Source organism: Pseudomonas sp. BLCC-B112, assembly GCF_028550695.1.
Taxonomy (GTDB): Bacteria; Pseudomonadota; Gammaproteobacteria; order Pseudomonadales; family Pseudomonadaceae; genus Aquipseudomonas; species Aquipseudomonas danubii.
In genome coordinates this window covers 700,442-721,363 of the sequence record NZ_JAQQGK010000002.1, presented here as the reverse complement: position 1 = coordinate 721,363, position 20,922 = coordinate 700,442, and the positions used below count along the sequence as shown (strand labels likewise).

Genomic DNA, 20,922 nt, shown 5'->3' with positions numbered 1-20,922 from the left:
CTACACAGATCTGTAGGAGCCGGCTTGCCGGCGAACGGTTTAAAAGGTGGTACGCAACCCCACTTCCACACTGCGCCCGGCGGCCGGGGCGATGTCCCGCAGAATCGAGCTGGCGTAGCGCACGGTCTGGTTGGTCAGGTTCTCGCCCTTGACGAAGGCCAGCCACTGGCTACGGCCAATATCGAAGCGATAACCGGCACTGGCGCCAAAGGTGGTGTAGCCATCGGTGCTGCTTTCGTGGTCCGGCACTCGGCCCTGGCCGGCGGCATGCTGCACATCCAGGCGCGCCTGCCAGCGATCCAGTTCCCAGAGCAGGCCGCTGTTCAGGCGCAGCGGGGCAATGCGTGGCAGGTACTGGCCATTGTCGAGGTTCTTGGCCCGTGTGTAGTCGCCGGACAGATCCAGGGCGAACTTGCCGTAGGCGCTTTCTCCCAGGCTCCAGCGATCCTGGGCTTCGATCCCGGTGAAGCGTGCTCGTACTCCGCTGTAGGCGTATTCCGGAATTCCGCCTGCCTCTTCTTCGCCTTCATCGTTGAGGGTGCGCCCCGTGCCCAGCAGGCCGATGTAGTTGGAGAAGTGGCTGTAGAACACCCCGACGCTGCCTTTGTGGGTGCCGTTGTCAAAGCGCAGGGCCAGGTCGCTGGACACGGCCTTTTCCTTGGACAGCTTGGCGTTGCCCAGCTCATAGGTGCCAGTGGCGACGTGGGCGCCGTTGGCATACAGCTCATAGAAGGTCGGGGCGCGTTCGGTGTAGCCCAGGGTCGCGGCCAGGGACCAGACCGGCGTCAGGGTATAGACCGCGCCGGAGGACAGGCTGCCGGCAGTGAAGCTGCTGGACTTGTCGGCCTGGGCAAAACGCTCGTTGCCTTTGCCGTCCGGGTCCACGGTGGTGTGTTCCAGGCGCCCGCCGAGGCTGAGTTTCAGGCGCTCGGTGGCTTGCAGTTCTTCAAGAATGAACAGGGCGCCGCTGTTGGTATCGGTCTTCGGCACGAAGGCTTCTTCACCCAGGGCGGAAAACTCGTTGCGATTGACCTGGGCACCGATCACCCCTTCCAGCGGGCCGATGGGCAGGTGCCGAGCCTCGACCCGCGCCTCGTAGCCCTTGTTCTTGAAGGTGGTGCCGGTTTCACCGCCTTCGATCTCCCGGTGTTCATAGTCGGTGTAGCCGGCGTTGAACTTGAGCGAGCTGAACGGGCCCTGCAGGTTGCGCAGCTCTGAGGCAAAGGCGTAATGATCCTGCTTCATGCGGATACGCACGTCGTCTTCGGCGGGGGAGCCGTAGTTGGCGTCGTAGTTGCTGTAGGACAGGCCGGCATAACCGTCGTCCCAGGTATAGGAACCGCCGATGGCGCCGCCGTCCTGGCGACCGTCGCTGTTGCCCAGGCGGCCTTTCTTGCCGTCGCCATCTTCGCTCGCTGGCGCGTGGCGGCTGCGGGCGTAGCCAGGAATCTTCAGGTCATTGAACTGCCGGGAGTTGGCGTCCAGGTGCAGGGCGAAGGTGCCGTCGCCGGCTTCCAGTTTGCCGGCGCTGCTGCGGGTGGTGTCGGCGCCGCCGTAGCGCAGTTCACCGGCCCCGTGAATACCCTCGATGGCTTCGATGGGAATGCGGTTGTCGAAGCTGTTGATGACCCCGCCAATGGCGTTGCCGCCGTACAGCAAGGCTGCCGGGCCACGAACGATTTCGATGCGTTCAACGTTGACCGGGTCCAGAGGCACGGCGTGGTCGTAGGACAGCGACGAGGCATCCAGGGCACCGACGCCATTTTGCAGGATGCGGATGCGGTCACCGTCCAGGCCACGAATCACCGGGCGGCTGGCACCGGGACCGAAGTAGGACGAAGACACACCCGGCTGCTTGTTCAGGGTTTCACCGAGGCTGCCTTTCTGTTGCAGGGTCAGTTGATCGCCTTCCAGCACGGTGGTGGGGGCGGCCAGCTCAGTGCTGCCCAGAGGATTGGCGGTGATGACTTGCTGGGGCAAATCCAGGGCCTGGGCCTGGGAGGCAATCAGCAAGGCGGCGGACAGCGGCGACAGGCGCCACAGTAAAGAGCGGGAAGGGCGAGGGACTGAAAGGGACATCGGTCATTCCTTGGCAAGCGTTGCGCAGCGCGCTTTGAGTCAGAAAACAGGCAGGACACGGGGGTGCCCAGGATGCGGGTGAGTTGTTATTGATTGATACAATATAACATCTCTTTTATCGCGAAAAGCCAGGAACTTTTTGCTTCTCATGCTCAATCGCCGTGGTTGTCTACGGCGGCTACAGTTAAAACAGCGCTCTGGCGCGGGCGCATGCCCTCGGCTAAGGTGCGCGGCTTTCCCTATTTTCTTCCCGCAAAGGCCTGGCATGACCGACACCCACACCGACCCGCTGCATGGCGTAACCCTGGAACAGATCCTCAAGGCGCTGGTGGAACACTACGAATGGTCGGGGTTGGCCGAGCGCATCGATATCCGTTGCTTCAAAAGTGACCCGAGCATCAAGTCGAGCCTGACCTTCCTGCGCAAGACGCCCTGGGCACGAGAAAAGGTCGAGAAGCTCTACGTGAAGTTGCAGCGCACCAAGCGTCCGCTCTGAGGAATTCCATGGCCGGTGTATCGCTGCAGGGGCTGCTCAGCCGACGCGGGCTGATTGCCATTGCCGCAGTGCTGGGTTGGCTGGGGCTGACGGTTCAGCTGTACCTGATTCTGTTGTTGCGCTGGGAGGCCGGGGCCAGCCTGCTGGGTGGGCTGGTGAACTTCTTCAGCTTCTTCACCGTACTCAGCAATACCTTGGTGGCCAGTGTGCTGACCTGTGCCCTGAATCTGCGGATTTCCCGGGGGCAGGCGTTCATGCTGCATCCGGCGGTCAGTGGCGCGGTAGCGGCGAGCATTGTCCTGGTGGGGTTGGCTTACAGCCTGCTGTTGCGTCATCTGTGGCATCCCCAGGGCTGGCAATGGCTGGCGGATGAGTTGCTGCACGACGTGATGCCGGTGCTGTTCCTGATCTACTGGTGGTGCTGTGTGCCCAAGGGTGGGCTGCGGCTGAGGCACGTCGGCTTATGGATGCTTTATCCGATACTGTATTTCGCCTATCTGCTGTTGCGCGGGAATGTGCTGGGGCTGTACCCCTATCCTTTTATCGCCGTGGACAAGCTCGGCTATCCCCAAGTGCTGCTCAATGCCCTGGGCATATTGGCGGGATTCGTCCTGGTGTCGTTGTTGTTGCTGGGCCTGGATCGCTGGCTGGGCAAGCGCCCGGCGCCACCCCGGTAGGCCCCGGCTTGCCGGCGACGGGGTCCTTGAGACCGCTTTCGCTGGCAAGCCCGCTCCTACAAGGGAAATGCATTCCCGGTCACTCCGTAGGAGCCGGCTTGCCGGCGAAGGGGGCCTTGAGATCGCCTTCGCTAGCGTGCCAGTTCCTACCGTGAGGCGGGGTTATTCTGCTTCGCTGCCGTCCAGGCGCCAGTAACCGGCAGCCTTGACGAATTCGTCGTCGAGCCGGTGCTCATCCAGCAACACCCGACGCACCTGGCGCGAAACCTTGCTCTCGGTGGCCACCCAGGCATACAGCTTGCCTTGCGGGACCTGCAACTGACGCACAGTGCTGATCAGGTCCTGCGCGCCGCCATCACGCTCCACCCAGATCACCTCGACCTCGGCGGCGCTATGCAGTGCCTGGCGCTCCGCTCGATCCTGAACCTCGATCACCGCCAATACCCGGCGTCCGGCCGGCAGTTCTTCCAGGCGTCGGGCTATGGCGGGCAGGGCCGTTTCATCGCCGATCAACAAGTAGCTGTCGAAGATGTCCGGCACGATCATCGACCCCCGCGGCCCGCCGATGTGCAGGTACTGTCCCGGCTTGGCCTGCTCGGCCCAGGTCGAAGCGGGGCCGTCGCCATGGAGCACGAAGTCGATGTCCAGTTCGCCCTGTTCCAGGTCGTAGCGGCGCGGGGTGTAGTCGCGCATGGCGGGCATCGGTCCGCTGTCCTTGCCCGGGCCCAGCACCAGGGTTTCCAGGGCGGCTTGCTGTTCGGCGTTCTGCGGGAACAGCAGCTTTACATGGTCGTCGCTGCCCAGGCTGATGAAACCGGCCAGCTCAGGCCCGCCGAGGGTGATGCGGCGCATGCGCGGGGTCAGGTCGACGACGCGCAAGACTTCCAGGCGCCGGCGCTTGATCTCGTGCATGACCCGGTGAATGGATGGCTCTGGGGTTGCAGTCATTCGGATTTCTCCTGGGCAGTGTGGCTGACAGGACCATCGACAATGGCCTTGGCGGTGTTGTTCAGCAGGTCACGCACCCGGAGGATTTCTTCCGGGCTCCAGCGCCCATGGTGCATTTGCAGGGCGTGGCGCAGGTTGTGCACCGCCTCATGGATTTCTGCAGGGCGGTCGTGGCCGCGCAGGGAACGCTTGCTGACCTCGATGCGCATGTGCACACCGTCCAGGGCAATGGCCTGCTCCTGAAGGGAAAGACGACCGGCGTCGGTGACGCTGTAGCGCTTTTTTCCGCCTTCGGCGTCGCCCTGGATCATTTCGCTTTCTTCCAGAAAGGTCAGGGTCGGGTAGATCACACCGGGGCTCGGGCTGTAGGCGCCGTCGAACATGCCTTCGATCTGGCGGATCAGGTCGTAGCCGTGGCAGGGCTGCTCGGCGATCAACGCCAGCAGCAGCAACTTCAAGTCGCCGGGGGCAAACACCCGGGGGCCGCGGCCGCCGCGTTCGCGAGCGGGACGGCGCTCGAAACTGTCGTGGCCGTCACCCTGTTCGCGGTGGTGAGGGGGCTCTCTCATTTTCTCTTTCTCCTGTTCGGTTCAGATATAACTTAAGATATATCTTAACGATTGCGCAAGCACTTCTACGCCATCCAAAGCTGCCGTTGGTCTGAGATGGAAAATCACAATGGGCGGGCGATCCACGCCATGGAGTGGCGTGGAGGGGCGGGGCACCGCAGGGATTCAGCGTTGGGCGAGGCTGCCCAGGCACTGGGTGCTGCTGCCAGGCTGCAGGTAGGGCATGAGAATCGGCGCCATGCCCTTGAGCACCTGCACCGGCAAGGCCGAGGTGAACTTGAAGCCCTGGGCCGAAGCCCCCGGCACGTAGGCTGTGAGGGTGCCGAAGTGGTGATCGCCGATGTAGAACACGAAGGTTGCGGTGCGGTTGATGGACTTGGAGCTCAGCACCCGGCCGCCGGCACCAGTGGCCTCGATGCGGTTGTCGCCAGTACCGGTCTTGCCGCCCATGGCCAGTGGCGTGCCGTCCGCCAGTTTGAAACTGCCGGATACCCGTTTCGCGGTACCGGCATCCACCACCTGTGACAGGGCCCCGCGCAGCGCCGTGGCGACCTCCGAAGGCATCACGCGCTTGCCCTTGCCAGGGTCGTTGCTCAGGCGGGTTTCGTAAGGCGTGCCGGCGGCAAAGTGCAGGCTGTCGATGCGCAGGGACGGCAGGCGCACGCCGTCGTTGAGGATGGTGCCCACCAGTTCGGCGAGCGCCGCCGGACGATCGCCGGAGCTGCCAATGGCGGTGGCCAGGGAGGGCACCAGGTGGTCGAACGGGTAACCGACGCTCTGCCAGCGCTGGTGAATATCCAGGAACGCTTCGACTTCCAGCATGGTACGGATGCGGCTGTCCCGGGCGCTGCGATGGCGACTCTTGAACAGCCAGCTGTAGACCTCCTGGCGTTCGAACTCACTGGCCTTGACGATCTGGCTGAAGGTCGCGTCGGGGTTGTTCATCAGGTAGCCCAGCAGCCACAGGTCCAGGGGATGGACCTTGGCGATGTAGCCCTGGTCCGGCAGGTCATAGGCTCCCGGGCCATAGCCGGCATAGAGCTTGTCCAGGCGCTCGTCGGTGAGTTTTTCGGCGGTCTTGGCGTTTTTCATATGGGCCCGGACAAAGCGATTGAAACTGTCCTGGCTGGCGTCCGGCAGCAGGTAGCGGTGCACGGCAGCCAGGCGGATCGCCGTGGGGTGCATGCCGTCGAGAAAGGTGTCCAGGCGTGCCTGGGTGTCCTTGTTGCGGTACTTCTTCCAGAACCGCAGCAGGAACGAGGTGCCTTCGTGGTCGGCGAAGCGTGCCAGGTATTCCTGGCGCCGCGGGTTGGCGTCGTCCTTGAGCAACTCGGCACTGCTGCTGTCGCCGCCGTAGGTGCTGTAGCGCACCAGGTCACGCATCAGGCGAATGAACGGCAGGTTGATGGATTCGCGCAGGGCATCGCGCAGGGTCGGGCTGCGGCCGTTGTCCTCTTTGCGGAAGTTGTTGAAGTGATGCAACCCGCCGCCGGTGAAGAAGGCTTCGCCGGGGCTGGCGGAGTAGGTGCGGTCCAGGGCCGCGTCGAGCATCTTCGGCAAGCTGCGGTCGCTGTTCTGCATCAGGTAGTCGAGGGCCCAGCGGCTCAGTCGGTCCTGGTCGTTGACCACAAACTTCTTCAGCTCGGCCGGGGTTTTCCCAGCGTGCTTGTCGTGCAACTCGGCAATGATCTGCAGGTAGGTGGTCAGCACCCGCAGCTTGGCGGTGGAGCCCAATTCCAGCTTGCTGCCTTCGTTGATGTCGAAAGGCTGGTCGGTGCTGTCGGTCTGCACCCGCACCCGCGAGCCGTCGGGGGTGAGTTCGAACAGGGTGAAGCTGTAGCGCACTTGCGTGGTGCTGGTGGGGGTCAGCAGGCGCTCGCCGAGCACACCGATCTGCGCGGCGAAAGCCGGGTCGGCGAGCTGCTTGAGGTACTCGGTGGCCTGGCGCTGCAGGTCGCTCTGCAAGGTGCTGGTGGCCGACAGGTCAAGGCGGTCCAGGTCGTACAAGGGGCGGTTGAGCAGCGCTGCCAAACGGCGGCGGGCCACGCTGATGCCCTTGTTGGTTTCGATCGGCTGGATCGTCGGTTGCTGCTGCCAGTCGCGGTAGCTGACCTTGCTGGCCAGGGCCGCGGCGGTCAGGGCGGGATCGATGACATTGTTCTGCGCCAGCAGGCGGATATGGCTGTCGGTGAGGTCCGCCAGCTCGGCGTGCCCCTTGACCAGATAATAGGAAGGGCGGCGTTGCGCGATCATCAGCGACAGCACCTGGCGCAGGGCCAGGCCGCGCTGGGCCAGGCTCCTGGCATCGGTGGCGTTGCTGGACAGGGCCTGGTTGACCTGATCGAAATCGGCGCCGTACCAGACCCGCAGGCCCTCGGCCATGCCATGTACCTCGCCGTGGCCCGGAACCGCCGACAGCGGCACGCTGTTGAGGTAATCGCGGACGATCCGGCGTCGGGCCTCCAGAGTTTGCGGGCCATCCTGATAGGCGCGCACGCTGGCGGAAATCATCTGGCGGATCTTTTCGCCGCCGGACACCGTCAAGCCATCGGGGGAGTGGCGGTATTTTTCCAGCTGGGTGGCCAGGGTGCTGCCGCCGGCGGTCTGCCCGGGCAGGTGCAGAAGCTTGGCCACCTGGGACCAGGCGGCCTTGGCGAAGCGCGGCCAGTCCACCGCCGGGTTGGCCTGGGCCAGCTTGGGGTCCAGCAGATCGCGGTTCTCGATGAACAGCAGGCTGTGCACCATCAGGGGCGGAATATGGTTGAAGCTGGCATACAGCTGTTGTGGGTAATTGAATTGATACAGGGGCGCGGCGCGGCAATCGGTGATGGACAGGCCGGCCTGGATTTTCTCGGTATAGGGCACGAAAAAACCGTTTTTGCTGTAGTCCATCAATGCCGGGGAAAACCGTGTCTGAGCGTCGATCAGGTAGCCGCGTTTGAGCAGACGCGGCAGGAACTCGCCCAGGGCGCTATAGCCCAGACGCCGGTCGAAGGGGCCGGCGCCGGGATAGAGCATGGCGTCGCTGGGGCCTGGTTGCAGGGAATAGCTCAAGTCTTGAGCCAGCTTGCTGAATTCCCGGGCCTGGAGCTTGGAGGTACGCATTTCCCGGGTGGCGGCGACACCCAGGGCGATCAGCGTGATCAGCAGTAGCAGCCAGAACAGGCGCCAGGCATAACGGTAGGCCCTGGGTTTTTTGGGTAAAGGCGCTTCGTCCTCGCTGTGGTTTGGCACTGCGTTTTTACGCGAATCGGTCTGCCACAGAGCGCCCATAGTCGATTGATCCATTCACGCAGATTGATCGGACTTGTCTGAAGCTTAGTCGGTGGTAGCCGCGGCAGAAGAAATTGTGAAAGCAATGGGGCCTGGAACCGGGTCGCGGCCGCAGGGCTGATCAGGAACCGGTGGGAAAGGGCTGTGATAGAGCCTTCTTCCAGGTAAATACGCCCTAGGTAGGGGCATGACGATGCACCAGGGCTGTGCAATACTCCGGGCCCTTTCCGAGTGAGGTTTAAGGGCAAAAAGCAGGTAATGCTTCTCCGCGAAAGCGGTATTTGCCGAGATTTCTCTCTGAATTTAGCTACTTATAGAGTGAAAAGCCCTGTCGGGAGCTTTTTATACTGCGCACCCCGCTGATCTGGCAGGTCTTGTCCTACAGACGCGCCGCCCCACAAGGCCGGTACGGTTGAGCAAGCTGCGGCTATCCGCCATGGCTTCGCAGACTCGGTGGTTCATATCCAATAACAAAATGAGGTTGTATCTCTATGTCAGTTGGCAACCAACTGCCCCACGGCGAGACCGCTCAGGGCGGCCCGCTGAAACGCGAACTGGGCGAACGGCATATTCGCTTGATGGCCCTGGGCGCCTGTATCGGCGTCGGCCTGTTCCTGGGCTCGGCCAAGGCCATCGAAATGGCCGGTCCGGCCATCATGCTGTCCTACATCATCGGCGGCCTGGCGATCCTGGTGATCATGCGCGCCCTCGGCGAGATGGCGGTGCATAACCCGGTCGCCGGTTCCTTCAGCCGTTACGCACAAGACTACCTGGGCCCGTTGGCGGGTTTTCTGACCGGCTGGAACTACTGGTTCCTGTGGCTGGTGACCTGTGTCGCGGAGATCACGGCGGTGGCGGTGTACATGGGCATCTGGTTCCCCGATGTGCCGCGCTGGATCTGGGCCCTGGCGGCCCTGGTGAGCATGGGCTCGATCAACCTGATCGCGGTCAAGGCCTTCGGTGAGTTCGAGTTCTGGTTCGCCCTGATCAAGATCGTCACCATCATCGCCATGGTGATCGGCGGCGTCGGCATCATTGCCTTCGGCTTCGGCAACGACGGCGTGGCGCTGGGGATTTCCAACCTTTGGGCCCACGGTGGCTTCATGCCCAATGGCGTGACCGGCGTGCTGATGTCGCTGCAGATGGTGATGTTCGCCTACCTGGGCGTAGAGATGATCGGCCTCACCGCCGGTGAAGCGCGCAACCCGCAGAAGACCATTCCCAACGCCATCGGCTCGGTGTTCTGGCGCATCCTGCTGTTCTACGTGGGCGCGCTGTTCGTGATCCTGTCGATCTACCCGTGGAATGAGATCGGCACCCAGGGCAGTCCGTTCGTGATGACCTTCGAGCGTCTGGGCATCAAGACTGCCGCCGGCATCATCAACTTCGTGGTGATCACTGCCGCGCTGTCGTCCTGCAACGGCGGCATCTTCAGCACCGGGCGCATGCTCTACAGCCTGGCGCAGAACGGCCAGGCCCCGGCCGGCTTCGCCAAGACCTCGAGCAACGGCGTGCCGCGTCGCGCGCTGCTGCTGTCGATCTTCGCCTTGCTGCTGGGCGTTCTGATGAACTATCTGGTGCCGGAGAAAGTGTTCGTCTGGGTGACCTCGATCGCCACCTTCGGGGCGATCTGGACCTGGGTGATGATCCTGCTGGCCCAGCTCAAGTTCCGCAAAGGCCTGAGCCCGAGCGAGCGGGCTGCGCTGAAATACCGCATGTGGCTGTACCCGGTCAGTTCCTACTTCGCCCTGGCGTTCCTGGTACTGGTGGTGGGGCTGATGGCCTACTTCCCGGACACCCGCGTGGCGCTGTATGTCGGCCCGGCGTTCCTGGTGCTGCTGACTGTGCTGTTCTACCTGTTCAAGCTGCAGCCCACCAACGCCCAACAGGGTGCGGTGCGTTCGGCGTCGTGATCCCTCGCTCGGCAAGCTCTTGTCTTGAGCATCCCGGGCCAACGGCCTGAACAGAAGAATCCGGCGTCCCGCCAGGGCCGCCGGATTTTTTTTGCCTCGGTTCAGCCTCCCAGGGTGCCGCTGGTATCGGCATCGAAAACCGCCTTGGCTTGTCGGGCCAAGGGGGTCAGCAGGCTCAACAGCGTCGCTTCGTCATAGAGCTGGTGGGCCGCCAGGTTCGCCGGGGTGGGGTCGATGGGAATCAGCACTTCGGCATCGGCTGCGTGCAGCCAGATCGCCGTCACCTGCAACGCCGGGATGAACAGCAACCTCAACTCGCAGGATTTCCCCTGCAGCAGGGGGGCCTGTTCCGCCAGGTTCAGGGCACTGATGGTGGACGCCGCCAGAGCGCCGTGATTGAGCGCCGCGAACTCGACCTTGCCGGCCACTTCCGTCAGTTGCGCGTCGGCGATGGATACACCGCCGGCGAACACCAGGTAATGCCAGTCCCCCGTCGTGGCTTGGTCCAGGCCCTTGCCGTTGGCCAGGTCCTCCAGGCTGAGGGCGTAGCCGCGAAATGCCTGGGACAGGCTCAGGGTGCCGGCATTGGCAAAGGCGCGGTTGACGCCGAAACCCTGGGTGCGCAGGGCTGCCTGCAGTGCCGGGTGCAAGGTCTGGACGCCGTGGGTGGGCGCCTTGGGGTAAGTCAGTTGCATGACGCCTCCTAGTTTTTCCGGGTGAAGTAGGTGTGGGTCCAATTGCCGCCGCCGTTGTAGGAACCGGGGAAGCTGTTAAGGGCACGGGTCGAGTAACCGAAGATGGAGTCGGCGACCAGGATGTAGCTGCCATCGGTGCCGTAGATCGTCAGGAAATGCGCGCCGCCGCCATACCAGGCGCAACGCAGGCCGACGGGACGGCCCATGCCGAGCTGGTTCTCGATGGCCGGCATCTGCATCCGGTTTTCCCGCATGCCGCCATAACTGCGGGTGGTTCTGAGGGCCGAGTCCAGGTAGCCGTAGACGTTGCACGGTCCGGGCTGGCTGCAGCAGGAGTTGCGGCCCAATTCGGCATTGGCCACCCCGCACTGGGTCCAGGAGCCGGTGCCGTAGTAGTTGCCGACCGATGCCGACAGTGCCGCCCAGCACCAGTTGCTCTGGGTTTGCGGCTGCACGCTGAAATTGAGTCGGGCGCCGGCCTGGGGTGCAGCCTCGGCGCGTGGGTCGATTTCAGCCAGTTGCGGATCGATCAGCGTACCGGCCAGGCATTGGGGCAGGGCCTGCGGGTTGCCGGTGGGGGTCAAGGTGGTGCTTAACATGTTCATCCTCCATGAGTGAAAACCAGCCTCCGGCTGGTGTCGCTGTGGCATCTGGGCTACAGCAAGTTGCCGGACCCGGCGCTGGGTGCTGCGCGGCGCCAGCCTCGATGGCGTGCGCTGGCCGGGTCTGCAAGCAACCTTAGATGAGGTATGCGTCAATGCAATTTAATTATGCGTTTGTGCATTGTGGCGAGCGTGAATGTCCCTGATAAAGGGGGCGTCCACAGTCGGCCCCGGTCCGGGTTGTGAACCCTTGTCGAGTGCCGAGTGAGGCTAGACGTCGATGATCACCAGGGTGCCGTGGCTGCCGGGCAGTTGCTGGGACAGTTGCTCGAAAGACAGCAAGGGCATGCTGGAACTGCGAAAGGTCAGTGGTGGTTCGGTCTGCTTTCGGTGGTCCGGTCAAGCATCGGGAGGATGTCGGCTTCTAGAATTCGTCCATCAGCAGCACGCGGCATTCGCGGGCTTGAAAGGCGTTGATCTGTGGTACCAGGCGGGTGAAGTGTTCGGTTTTGCAATGAGCGTCGAGGGCGGCGCGGTCCGGCCACTGTTCGACGAAGATGAAGTGGCCGGGGTCTTTCTGATCGACGAACAGATCGTAGGCGATGCACAGCGGTTCCTGGCGGGTTTTTTCCACCAGTTCGGCGTACCACGGGCGCACGGTTTCCAGGTGTTCGGGTTTGATGAAGTCTTCAGCGATAACCTTGAGCATTCCAATCTTCCTTGTGAGTCGTCAGGCTCCCCAGGTAGCCGGGGAGGCCTGGACAGACGTGCTTAAGCGGCGGCTTGGGTATTGGGTTCGAAGCTGTCGGCCCGGGCCAATTGCCACATGCGCGAGTAGAACTCGCCGTTGACTTCGCCGGTGAGCAATTCGCCGGGCTTGAGGAACACATGCAGTTGGGAGAACAGCTTGATCTCGGTGGCCGACATGCGTCGCACCAGGTGCTTGGCTTCCAGTTGCGACGGGTGCTGCAGGCCGGCGGCGGCCAGCATCTCGGCCAGGGCCTTGAGGGTGTTGCGGTGGAAGCTGTACACCCGCTGGGCCTTGTCCGGCACCACCAGGGCACGCTGGCGCAGGTTGTCCTGGGTGGCGACACCGGTGGGACATTTGTTGGTGTGGCAGCTTTGTGACTGGATGCAGCCGATGGCGAACATGAAGCCCCGGGCCGAGTTGGCCCAGTCGGCGCCGATGGCCAGGACGCTGGCGATGTCGAAGGCACTGACGATCTTGCCGCTGGCACCGAGCTTGATCTTGTCCCGCAGGTTCAGGCCCACCAGGGTGTTGTGGACGAACAGCAGGCCTTCGCGCATGGGCGCGCCGATGTGGTCGGTGAACTCCACGGGGGCTGCGCCGGTGCCGCCTTCCTTGCCGTCGACCACGATGAAATCCGGGAGGATGCCGGTTTCCAGCATGGCCTTGGCAATGCCCATGAATTCCCACGGGTGGCCCAGGCAGAACTTGAAGCCCACCGGCTTGCCGCCGGACAGCTCACGCAGTTGCTGGATGAAATGCATCATTTCGATCGGGGTGGAAAATGCACTGTGGCTCGACGGCGAAATGCAGTCCTCGCCCATGCGGATGCCGCGTGTGTCGGCAATTTCCTGGGTCACCTTGTGCTTGGGCAGGATGCCGCCATGACCCGGCTTGGCGCCCTGGCTCATCTTGATCTCGATCATCCGCACTTGCGGGTTCTGCGCCTGGGTGGCGAAGCGCTCGGGGTCGAAGCGGCCGTCGGCGGTGCGGCAGCCAAAGTAGCCACTGCCCAGTTCCCAGGTCAGGTCGCCGCCGTGTTCACGGTGATAGGGGCTGATGCTGCCTTCACCGGTGTCGTGGGCGAAGTTGCCGAGCTTGGCACCCTGGTTCAGGGCACGGATGGCGTTGGCACTCAGGGAGCCGAAGCTCATCGCCGAGATGTTGAATACCGAGGCCGAATAGGGCTGGGTGCATTGCGGGCCGCCGACGGTGACCCGAAAACTGCTGGGGTCGCTCAAGGGCGCCGGGCGCATGGAATGGCCGATGAACTCGAAGCCCGACTGGTAGACATCAATCAGGGTGCCGAAGGGTTTGTCGGCGCTTTCATTCTTGGCCCGCGAGTACACCAGGGAGCGCTGGGCGCGGGAAAAGGGCAGGGCGTCGCTGTCGGATTCCAGCAGGTATTGGCGGATCTCCGGACGGATGCCTTCCACCAGGTAACGGATGTTGCCCAGGATCGGGTAGTTGCGGCGTACCGCGTGGGGACTTTGCAGCAGATCGAAGATCCCCAGCAGGCTCAGCAGGCCAGTGACCAGGGTGAATGGCCAGAGCCAGTCGTGTTCGAGAAAGGGCAGGCTGGCGAGGGTGAATATCACGCAGGCAGCAAAGAAGGCGTAGCGGCTCAGAAGTGACAGGCTCATACGGTTTCCTTGGTTCGGACTCATCAGGTCAATCAGGCACCGGGTGCCTTGATAACGGGTAATCGACAGCGACACCGAACGGCTGGGACGGTGGGCTGCACAGGCATTTCTTATAGGAATTCACGGCTGTGTCAGAGCGTTGCAGCCCAGCATACTGGCCCGCTGGGGCCTTACGGGCAAGCCTGAATCGGGGGAACGAGGCAGGAGTCAGACCATTGTTGTAGAAGCTTATTGCGATAAGTTCTCGTTTAAAGAGGATTTTATTGTTACTGTATAACATTGTTTTTCACCCCCAGCCGCTGGAGACTCCGATGAAACCCAACATCCACCCTGACTACCGCCCCGTGCTGTTTCACGATACTGCCGCCGACGTGTTTTTCCTCATTGGCTCTACCGTCGATACCGACCGCACTTACCAGCACAGTGATGGCCAGACCTATCCCTACGTGACCCTGGATGTGTCCAGCGCTTCGCACCCGGTGTACACCGGCCAGCAACGCAAGACCCAGTCCGAAGGCCGTATCGCTGGCTTCAACAAACGTTTTGCCTCCTTCGGTTCCAGCGGTAAAGCCGCTGCCAAGTGAGGTCATTGGCCTCCATTCTCGCCGCCGTCCGTTGGAGCTCTTTCAGCGGACGGATGGTGTTAAAAAGCCATCATCCCCCTCGGAAATGCTTCTACGCTTGAATCAGGCAACAAGGATCAGTGTTGCCAGTGAAAAGAATGAAGGACATGTGCATCGATGTTGACCCGAGGTGTCTCATGGGTGAGCTGAACGTTGCCACAGTCACACGCCAGCCCGAGGTTCTGTTGGTGGACAGCCAGGACGCGATCCTGCAACGCCTGCACCAACTGCTCAGTGCTCATTCCTACGTGCTGCACCTTGCCCACGACGCCAGCGAAGCCCTGAAGGTCATGGCCACCCGGGAGGTGGACCTGATAATCAGCGCCGCCCATCTGCCGCAGATGGATGGCCCGTCCCTGCTGGCGCGCATTCATCAGCACTATCCGGACACTACGCGCATCCTGCTGACCGGTGACCCGGACCTGAAACTGATCGCCAAGGCGATCAATGAAGGGGAAATCTACCGTTACCTGAGCAAGCCCTGGGATGATCAGGAACTGTTGCTGACCTTGCGCCAGGCGCTGGAGCATCAGCATTCCGTGCGTGAGCGCCAGCGCCTGGAGGCTCTGGCGCAAGAGCAGAACACTCAGCTCAAGGCCCTCAATGCCGAGCTGGAAAAACGCGTCGCGTCGCGCACCGCGGAGCTGCAACAAACCGCCGACATGCTGGACCTGGCCTATGAGGAGCTCAAGCACAGCTATGCCACGGGCGCCGAGCTGTTCTCGCTGCTGGTGAACCAACGTCTGCCGAGCGACAAGCAGACCAACCGCCGGATCATCGATTTGGTGCGTGCCTACTGCAAGATCCACGGCATCGACGCCGTGGCGCAGCGCGACCTGGCCATGGCCGCGGCCCTGCACAACATCGGCAAGCTGAGCTGGAGCGACAGCATGATGATCACCCCGGCCGATTGGTTGCACCACCATGAGCGTGAACGCTATCGGGCTTATCCGGCGCAAAGCGAATCGCTGCTGATGACCCTGGAACCGGTGCAGGATGCGGCGCGCCTGATCCGCCATCACCAGGAACACTGGGATGGCAGCGGCTTTCCCGATCACCTCAAGGGCGAGGCGATTCCCCTGGGCTCGCGGCTGCTCAAGCTGGCGGTGGATTTTATCGAACTGCAGTGCGGGCTGATTCTCGAACGGCACATGAACAGCGACGAGGCCCTGGTGTTCATCCGTAAATACGCCGGCCGGCTGTACGACCCCGAGTTGGTGGAGGGGTTTATCCAAGTGTGTTCTGTGTACCTCAGCGATGTGACCCTGGGCGACCCTTCGGTCAAGGTCCTGGGCACCCGGGAGCTGGCGGCGGGCATGCTGCTGGCGCGCAACCTGAATGCCGACAACGGCATGCTTCTGCTCAACGCCGGCAAGGTGCTGAGCCAGCCTCTGGTGGACAAACTGATCGCCTTTGAAACCATGGAAGGCGCCCGTTACAGCGTGTTCGTCAAGCTGGCGCGAGAGCCGCAGTCGGGCACCTGAGAAACACCCTGGAACGACGGGAAATATACCGCTGGCGGATGACGACCCGCTGCCGGGCATGTGATCCTTGCGCCTTCGTTCTCAAGGTGTCCAGGTCCCCATGTCGCTGCCCTCCGCCGTTGCACCCTCCGTCATCCGTATCGCCGCCGCCCTGTTGCTGGGGGCCGATGGCCAGACCCTGCTGGTGCGCAAACGCGGCACCCAGGCCTTCATGCAGCCTGGTGGCAAGATCGAAGCCGGCGAGCCGCCGGTGCTGGCCCTGGCCCGAGAGTTGGAAGAGGAACTGGGCCTGCGCATCGATCCGAGCCAGGCCCGCTATCTGCAACAGTTTTGCGCACCGGCCGCCAACGAGCCCGGCCATGTGGTGCAGGCGGAGGTCTTTCTTGTTCGCATCGACACTGCGGTGACCCCGGCGGCGGAGATCGAGGAGGTGCGCTGGATCGATCCGGCCAGCGATGGTGATTTGTTTCTGGCGCCGTTGACACGGGATCTGATCTTGCCGTTTTATCGCAAGGCCCAGGCGAGCCTCGCCTGACCTCCCGTTGCCAAGGACTGCCATGATCCCACTTCACGACTACCTGATTTTCGCCGCGGCCTCGTTGCTGATGGTGCTGACCCCAGGCCCGAACATGATCTACCTGATTTCCCGTTCGATCTGCCAGGGGCGCAAGGCCGGGGTGACGTCGTTACTGGGCGTCGTGGCGGGCTTTTTCGTCCACCTCTTTGCCGCTGCACTGGGCCTGACCGCGATCTTCATGGCGGTGCCCATGGCCTATGAAGTGCTCAAGTGGGCCGGTGCCCTGTATCTGCTGTGGCTGGCCTGGCAGGCGCTCAAGCCTGGCGCGCGATCGCCGTTCGAAGCCCAGCAGTTGCCGGTGGACTCGCCCCGCAAGCTGGTGATCATGGGGTTTCTGACCAGCGCCCTGAACCCTAAGATCGCGGTGTTCTACCTGTCGATCTTTCCGCAGTTCATTCATCCCGAGCACGGTTCGGTGTTCTCCCAGAGCCTCATTCTCGGCCTGACCCAGATCAGCGTGAGCTTTTCGGTGAACCTGCTGATTGCCCTGTTTGCCGCAGGCATTGCCTCCTGGTTCGCCAGCAACCCCACCTGGCTTTCGGTCCAGCGTTACTTCATGGGGTTCGTGCTGGCGGGGCTGGCGGTGCGCTTGATGTTCGAACAACGCCGTACCAACTGAACATGACGGACTGACGATCTCGCATGAGCCTGCAGATCCAACACCTGACTCCTGACGATGCCGCGCAATACCGGGCCTTGATGCTCGAAGCCTATGAGCGCCATCCCCAGGCGTTCACTTCCAGCGTCAGGGAGCGGGAAAAGCTGCCACTGGCCTGGTGGGCCGCACGCCTGGATGGCGAACTGGACTTGCTGCTGGGGGCCTTTTCCGAGGGGCGTTTGCTGGGGATTGTCGGCCTGGCCTTTGAACTTCGCGAGAAAGCCCGGCACAAGGCGACCCTTTTCGGGCTCTACGTCACGGGCGAGCAGCGTAGCTGCGGCCTGGGTTATCAACTGGTGCAGAGGTTACTGGCAGAGGCGGCCGATTATGAAGGCCTGCGCCTGGTGCAACTGACAGTGACGGCGGGCAATGACGCAGCGCTGTCCGTGTACCAGCGCTGCGGCTTTGTCCAGTTCGGGCTCGAACCCCAGGCGGTGTGCGTGGGGGAGGACTATCTCGACAAGATCCACATGTGGCGCGAAGTGCCACGCTGATCCTGCTCGCTGGCCAGCCGGCGCCTGCGTGAGGGTGGCGCTCAGCGTACAGCGCTGACGCCATCCAGGGTCGAGAACGAGGTGTCCTTGGCGGTCAGCAGGAAGTCACGCATGTAGGGCGCGTCCAGCATGTCGGCGCGAATCGCTGCGTACAGGGTGGCGAACAGTCCCTTTTCACCCAGGCGCTTGGCCTTCACATAACCCCGTGAGCTGTATTCATGCAGGGCCCAATGGGGCATGCCGCACACCCCGCGGCCGCTGGCCACCAGCTGCATCATCATCACCGTCAGTTCCGAGGTGCGGACCTGCGCCGGTTCGATGTCCGCCGGTTCCAGGAAGCGGGTGAAGATGTCCAGACGATCCCGCTCCACCGGATAGGTGATCAGGGTTTCGTTCAGCAGGTCTTCCGGGACTATGTAGGGCTTGCTTGCCAGGGGATGCTGGTTGGCCACTGCAAGCATGGCTTCGTAGGTGAACAGCGGCACATAGGTGATGCCGGCCAGTTCCAGGGGATCGGAGGTCACCACCAGGTCCAGGTCACCCCGGGCCAGCGCTGGCAGCGGTGCAAAGGAGAAGCCCGAGGCCAGGTCCAGCTCCACTTCCGGCCAGGCGTCGCGGAACTGGTCGATGGTGGGCATCAGCCACTGGAAGCAGCTATGGCACTCGATGGCCATGTGCAAGCGGCCGGCGGTGCCGCCGGCCAGGCGGGCAATGTCCCGTTCGGCGCCGCGCAGCAGCGGCAGGGTGGCATCGGCCAGTTGTAGCAGGCGCAGGCCGGCGCTGGTGAAGCGCACCGGCTTGGTCTTGCGCACGAACAGTGGCATGCCCAGGCGTTCTTCAAGTTCCTTGAACTGGTGGGACAGGGCGGACTGGGTCAGGTGCAGGCGTTCGGCGGCTTCAACCAGGCTGTCGGCTTCGCGCAGGGCGTGCAGGGTCTTCAGGTGACGGATTTCGAGCACCAGGATCTCCATGAGTAAATTTTGTGATCAACACGAAAAGGTTGAGTTTGTCTCATGTTGCCCGAGCTGTCGACAATAGCGCCATCTTTGACAAGGAGGCGCTTTCCCATGGCACTGGCCCACACCCTCGGTTTTCCCCGCATCGGCGCTGACCGCGAACTGAAAAAAGCCCTCGAAGCCTACTGGAAGGGCGCCCTCGATCAGGCTGCATTGCAAGAGGTCGGTCGCGAGCTGCGGGCTCGGCACTGGCAAGTGCAAAAAGACGCCGGCATCGACCTGCTGCCAGTGGGCGACTTTGCCTGGTACGACCAGGTGCTCGGCCACTCCCTGACCTTCGGGGTGATTCCCGAGCGTTTCGACGGTCTTCGCGATGCCCAGGGCCGCCCGACCCTGGACACTCTGTTCGCCATGGCCCGTGGCGCCAGTGCTGGCTGCTGCGGTGAGCAGGGCCAGGCGCAATACGCCCAGGAACTGACCAAGTGGTTCGACACCAACTACCACTACCTGGTCCCCGAGTTCAGCGCCGACCAGCCGTTCCAACTGAGCTGGGAGCAACTGTTCGACGAAGTCGAGGAAGCCCATGCCCTGGGTCATCAGGTCAAGCCGGTGATCATCGGCCCCTTGACCTACCTGTGGCTGGGCAAGGCCAAGGGCAATGGATTCAACAAGCTCGACCTGCTGGAGCGCCTGCTGCCGCTGTACGGCGAGATCCTCAACCGGCTCAAGGCCCAGGGCGTGGAGTGGGTGCAGATCGACGAGCCGATCCTGACCCTCGACCTGCCCCAGGAGTGGAAGAGCGCCTTCGAGCGGGCCTACCACATCCTCCAGTACTCGCCGCTGAAAAAACTGGTGGCCACTTACTTCAGCGGTTTGGAAGACAACCTTGGCCTGGCGGTGGGCCTGCCGGTGGACGGCTTGCACATCGATGCGGTGCGGGCTCCGGAACAATTGGGCCAGGTCCTGGACCGGCTGCCGACCTACAAGATTCTTTCCGTGGGCCTGGTCAATGGGCGCAACGTCTGGCGCTGCGAACTGGAACAGGCCCTGCAGCAGTTGCAGGTGGCCCAGGAGCGTTTCGGCGACAACCTTTGGGTCAGCAGCTCCTGCTCCCTGCTGCACAGCCCGGTGGACCTGTCCCGGGAAGACCAGCTGGATGCCGAACTGAAAAGCTGGCTGGCCTTTGCCGTGCAGAAGTGCGGCGAGATCTCGGTCCTGCGTGATGCCCTGAACGATCCCCAGGCCCCGGCGGTGCAAGCGGCCCTGGCGCAAAGCCGCAAGGTCCAGGCCAGTCGTGCCCAGTCCCCGCGGATTCACAAGGCCCAGGTCCAGGCCCGGATCAAGGCCATCAGCGCCGCCGACAGTCAGCGTCAGTCACCCTTTGCGCAACGTATCGAACAGCAGCGAGCGCGCCTGCAATTGCCGGTCTTTCCCACCACCACCATCGGCTCTTTCCCGCAGACTGCATCGATTCGCCTGGCGCGCCAGGCCTACCGGCAGGGCAAGCTGTCGCTCAACGACTACACCGATGCCATGCACAGCGAGATCCGCCACGCAGTGCTGATCCAGGAGAGCCTTGGCCTGGACGTGCTGGTCCACGGTGAAGCCGAGCGCAACGACATGGTGGAGTACTTTGCCGAGCAACTGGACGGCTACTTGTTCACCCGTTTTGGCTGGGTCCAGAGCTACGGCTCGCGGTGCGTCAAGCCGGCCATCATCTACGGCGACCTGAGCCGGCCCCGGGCCATGACCGTGGACTGGATCCAGTACGCCCAGAGCCTCACCGACAAGGTCATGAAAGGCATGCTGACTGGCCCTGTGACCATGCTCATGTGGTCCTTCCCGCGGGAAGACGTATCGCGCAAGGTCCAGGCCCAGCAACTGGCGCTGGCCCTGCGCGATGAAGTGCAGGACCTGGAACAGGCCGGGATCAAGATCGTGCAGATCGACGAGGCGGCGTTCCGCGAAGGCCTGCCCCTGCGCCGCGCGCAATGGCAGGAGTACCTGGACTGGGCGGTGCAGGCCTTCCGCCTGAGCGCTTCGGGTGTGCGGGACGAAACTCAGATCCATACCCACATGTGCTACAGCGAGTTCAACGATGTGATCCAGTCCATCGCTGCCATGGATGCCGACGTGATCACCATCGAGACTTCCCGCTCGGACATGGAGTTGCTGCAAGCCTTCGAAGCCTTCGACTACCCCAACGACATCGGCCCGGGGGTGTATGACATCCACTCGCCACGGGTGCCGGACACTGCCGAGATGGTCAAGTTGATGAGCAAGGCGGTCAAACGCATTCCCGCCGAGCGACTGTGGGTCAACCCCGACTGCGGCTTGAAGACCCGCGCCTGGCCGGAAACCGAAGCGGCCCTGGTGAACATGGTGGCCGCGGCCCGCCAGCTGCGCAGCCAGCTGGCCTGAAAGCCGGTAGAAACCTGCTTGCCGACGAAGGCGATCATCAGCTCCACCTCGTCGGCAAACGAGGCG

The 20,922-nt window shown here is 62.9% G+C and carries 18 protein-coding genes; 9 read left to right on the top strand and 9 right to left on the bottom strand.

The features are described 5' to 3' along the window. Positions 1–39: 39 nt before the first annotated feature. Positions 40–2,079, bottom strand: coding sequence for a TonB-dependent receptor (locus PQT43_RS08935; protein ID WP_272753731.1), 2,040 nt, complete (start codon positions 2,077–2,079; stop codon positions 40–42). Positions 2,080–2,344: 265 nt separating this feature from the next. Here PQT43_RS08935 and PQT43_RS08930 point away from each other — a divergent pair, with 265 nt between their 5' ends. Next, complete coding sequence (locus PQT43_RS08930; protein WP_019093117.1) at positions 2,345–2,575, top strand: VF530 family DNA-binding protein; 231 nt, start codon at positions 2,345–2,347, stop codon at positions 2,573–2,575. An 8-nt stretch (positions 2,576–2,583) separates the two neighbouring features. Continuing rightward, a complete protein-coding gene (locus tag PQT43_RS08925) occupies positions 2,584–3,252 on the top strand; it encodes a Pr6Pr family membrane protein (RefSeq protein WP_110651355.1) in 669 nt (222 codons plus the stop codon). A gap of 162 nt (positions 3,253–3,414) precedes the next feature. Here the strand turns inward: PQT43_RS08925 and PQT43_RS08920 are convergent, their stop codons facing one another. The 3 genes from PQT43_RS08920 to PQT43_RS08910 all read right to left on the bottom strand — a co-directional run bounded on the left by PQT43_RS08920 (position 3,415) and on the right by PQT43_RS08910 (position 8,042). After that, positions 3,415–4,200: a siderophore-interacting protein gene (locus PQT43_RS08920; RefSeq protein ID WP_110651357.1), complete on the bottom strand. Its 786-nt coding sequence runs from the start codon at positions 4,198–4,200 to the stop codon at positions 3,415–3,417. Further along, positions 4,197–4,769: a PadR family transcriptional regulator gene (locus tag PQT43_RS08915; RefSeq protein WP_110594923.1), complete on the bottom strand. Its 573-nt coding sequence runs from the start codon at positions 4,767–4,769 to the stop codon at positions 4,197–4,199. Before PQT43_RS08915 ends, PQT43_RS08920 begins: the two co-directional genes overlap by 4 nt. 165 nt (positions 4,770–4,934) lie before the next feature. After that, positions 4,935–8,042: a transglycosylase domain-containing protein gene (locus tag PQT43_RS08910; RefSeq protein ID WP_272753730.1), complete on the bottom strand. Its 3,108-nt coding sequence runs from the start codon at positions 8,040–8,042 to the stop codon at positions 4,935–4,937. Positions 8,043–8,533: 491 nt separating this feature from the next. Here PQT43_RS08910 and PQT43_RS08905 point away from each other — a divergent pair, with 491 nt between their 5' ends. Beyond that, a complete protein-coding gene (locus PQT43_RS08905; protein ID WP_272753729.1) occupies positions 8,534–9,955 on the top strand; it encodes an amino acid permease in 1,422 nt (473 codons plus the stop codon). Positions 9,956–10,056: 101 nt separating this feature from the next. Here the strand turns inward: PQT43_RS08905 and PQT43_RS08900 are convergent, their stop codons facing one another. The 4 genes from PQT43_RS08900 to PQT43_RS08885 all read right to left on the bottom strand — a co-directional run bounded on the left by PQT43_RS08900 (position 10,057) and on the right by PQT43_RS08885 (position 13,643). Next, the gene (locus tag PQT43_RS08900; RefSeq protein WP_272753728.1) at positions 10,057–10,650 is read right to left on the bottom strand and encodes a hypothetical protein; all 594 of its coding nucleotides are present in this window, start codon (positions 10,648–10,650) and stop codon (positions 10,057–10,059) included. Positions 10,651–10,658: 8 nt separating this feature from the next. Beyond that, entirely contained in the window at positions 10,659–11,249 is a 591-nt protein-coding gene (locus PQT43_RS08895; RefSeq protein WP_102860448.1) for a papain-like cysteine protease family protein, read from the bottom strand. A 427-nt stretch (positions 11,250–11,676) separates the two neighbouring features. After that, complete coding sequence (locus PQT43_RS08890) at positions 11,677–11,961, bottom strand: putative quinol monooxygenase (RefSeq protein WP_272753727.1); 285 nt, start codon at positions 11,959–11,961, stop codon at positions 11,677–11,679. Between the two features lie 62 nt (positions 11,962–12,023). After that, a complete protein-coding gene (locus tag PQT43_RS08885; RefSeq protein WP_102860451.1) occupies positions 12,024–13,643 on the bottom strand; it encodes an FMN-binding glutamate synthase family protein in 1,620 nt (539 codons plus the stop codon). A gap of 311 nt (positions 13,644–13,954) precedes the next feature. On the opposite strand from PQT43_RS08885, the gene PQT43_RS08880 reads away from it, so the two are divergent. The 5 genes from PQT43_RS08880 to PQT43_RS08860 all read left to right on the top strand — a co-directional run bounded on the left by PQT43_RS08880 (position 13,955) and on the right by PQT43_RS08860 (position 17,479). Further along, positions 13,955–14,227, top strand: a complete 273-nt coding sequence (locus PQT43_RS08880; protein WP_102860452.1) for a type B 50S ribosomal protein L31 — start codon at positions 13,955–13,957, stop codon at positions 14,225–14,227. A 176-nt stretch (positions 14,228–14,403) separates the two neighbouring features. After that, on the top strand, positions 14,404–15,750 hold the full coding sequence (locus PQT43_RS08875; RefSeq protein WP_102880769.1) for an HD domain-containing phosphohydrolase: 1,347 nt from the start codon (positions 14,404–14,406) through the stop codon (positions 15,748–15,750). Positions 15,751–15,850: 100 nt separating this feature from the next. Next, complete coding sequence (locus tag PQT43_RS08870) at positions 15,851–16,285, top strand: NUDIX hydrolase (RefSeq protein ID WP_102880768.1); 435 nt, start codon at positions 15,851–15,853, stop codon at positions 16,283–16,285. A 22-nt stretch (positions 16,286–16,307) separates the two neighbouring features. Beyond that, positions 16,308–16,946, top strand: coding sequence for a LysE family translocator (locus PQT43_RS08865; protein ID WP_110594917.1), 639 nt, complete (start codon positions 16,308–16,310; stop codon positions 16,944–16,946). A 29-nt stretch (positions 16,947–16,975) separates the two neighbouring features. Next, positions 16,976–17,479, top strand: coding sequence for a GNAT family N-acetyltransferase (locus PQT43_RS08860; protein ID WP_102880995.1), 504 nt, complete (start codon positions 16,976–16,978; stop codon positions 17,477–17,479). A gap of 41 nt (positions 17,480–17,520) precedes the next feature. Here PQT43_RS08860 and metR read toward each other — a convergent pair whose 3' ends face one another. Further along, positions 17,521–18,438, bottom strand: coding sequence for a transcriptional regulator MetR (metR, locus tag PQT43_RS08855; RefSeq protein WP_102860993.1), 918 nt, complete (start codon positions 18,436–18,438; stop codon positions 17,521–17,523). Between the two features lie 108 nt (positions 18,439–18,546). On the opposite strand from metR, the gene metE reads away from it, so the two are divergent. Beyond that, entirely contained in the window at positions 18,547–20,856 is a 2,310-nt protein-coding gene (gene metE, locus PQT43_RS08850) for a 5-methyltetrahydropteroyltriglutamate--homocysteine S-methyltransferase (RefSeq protein WP_272753726.1), read from the top strand. Positions 20,857–20,922 lie beyond the last annotated feature (66 nt).

Bases quoted from the DNA above. Each gene is read 5' to 3' on its own strand.
- PQT43_RS08875 (WP_102880769.1), top strand. From the start codon at position 14,404: ATGGGTGAGCTGAACGTTGCCACAGTCACACGCCAGCCCGAGGTTCTG.
- PQT43_RS08930 (WP_019093117.1), top strand. From the start codon at position 2,345: ATGACCGACACCCACACCGACCCGCTGCATGGCGTAACCCTGGAACAG.
- metE (WP_272753726.1), top strand. From the start codon at position 18,547: ATGGCACTGGCCCACACCCTCGGTTTTCCCCGCATCGGCGCTGACCGC.
- PQT43_RS08935 (WP_272753731.1), bottom strand. From the start codon at position 2,079: ATGTCCCTTTCAGTCCCTCGCCCTTCCCGCTCTTTACTGTGGCGCCTG.
- PQT43_RS08865 (WP_110594917.1), top strand. From the start codon at position 16,308: ATGATCCCACTTCACGACTACCTGATTTTCGCCGCGGCCTCGTTGCTG.
- PQT43_RS08905 (WP_272753729.1), top strand. From the start codon at position 8,534: ATGTCAGTTGGCAACCAACTGCCCCACGGCGAGACCGCTCAGGGCGGC.
- PQT43_RS08870 (WP_102880768.1), top strand. From the start codon at position 15,851: ATGTCGCTGCCCTCCGCCGTTGCACCCTCCGTCATCCGTATCGCCGCC.
- PQT43_RS08880 (WP_102860452.1), top strand. From the start codon at position 13,955: ATGAAACCCAACATCCACCCTGACTACCGCCCCGTGCTGTTTCACGAT.
- PQT43_RS08915 (WP_110594923.1), bottom strand. From the start codon at position 4,769: ATGAGAGAGCCCCCTCACCACCGCGAACAGGGTGACGGCCACGACAGT.
- PQT43_RS08920 (WP_110651357.1), bottom strand. From the start codon at position 4,200: ATGACTGCAACCCCAGAGCCATCCATTCACCGGGTCATGCACGAGATC.
- PQT43_RS08885 (WP_102860451.1), bottom strand. From the start codon at position 13,643: ATGAGCCTGTCACTTCTGAGCCGCTACGCCTTCTTTGCTGCCTGCGTG.
- PQT43_RS08925 (WP_110651355.1), top strand. From the start codon at position 2,584: ATGGCCGGTGTATCGCTGCAGGGGCTGCTCAGCCGACGCGGGCTGATT.
- PQT43_RS08890 (WP_272753727.1), bottom strand. From the start codon at position 11,961: ATGCTCAAGGTTATCGCTGAAGACTTCATCAAACCCGAACACCTGGAA.
- PQT43_RS08900 (WP_272753728.1), bottom strand. From the start codon at position 10,650: ATGCAACTGACTTACCCCAAGGCGCCCACCCACGGCGTCCAGACCTTG.
- PQT43_RS08910 (WP_272753730.1), bottom strand. From the start codon at position 8,042: ATGGGCGCTCTGTGGCAGACCGATTCGCGTAAAAACGCAGTGCCAAAC.
- PQT43_RS08895 (WP_102860448.1), bottom strand. From the start codon at position 11,249: ATGTTAAGCACCACCTTGACCCCCACCGGCAACCCGCAGGCCCTGCCC.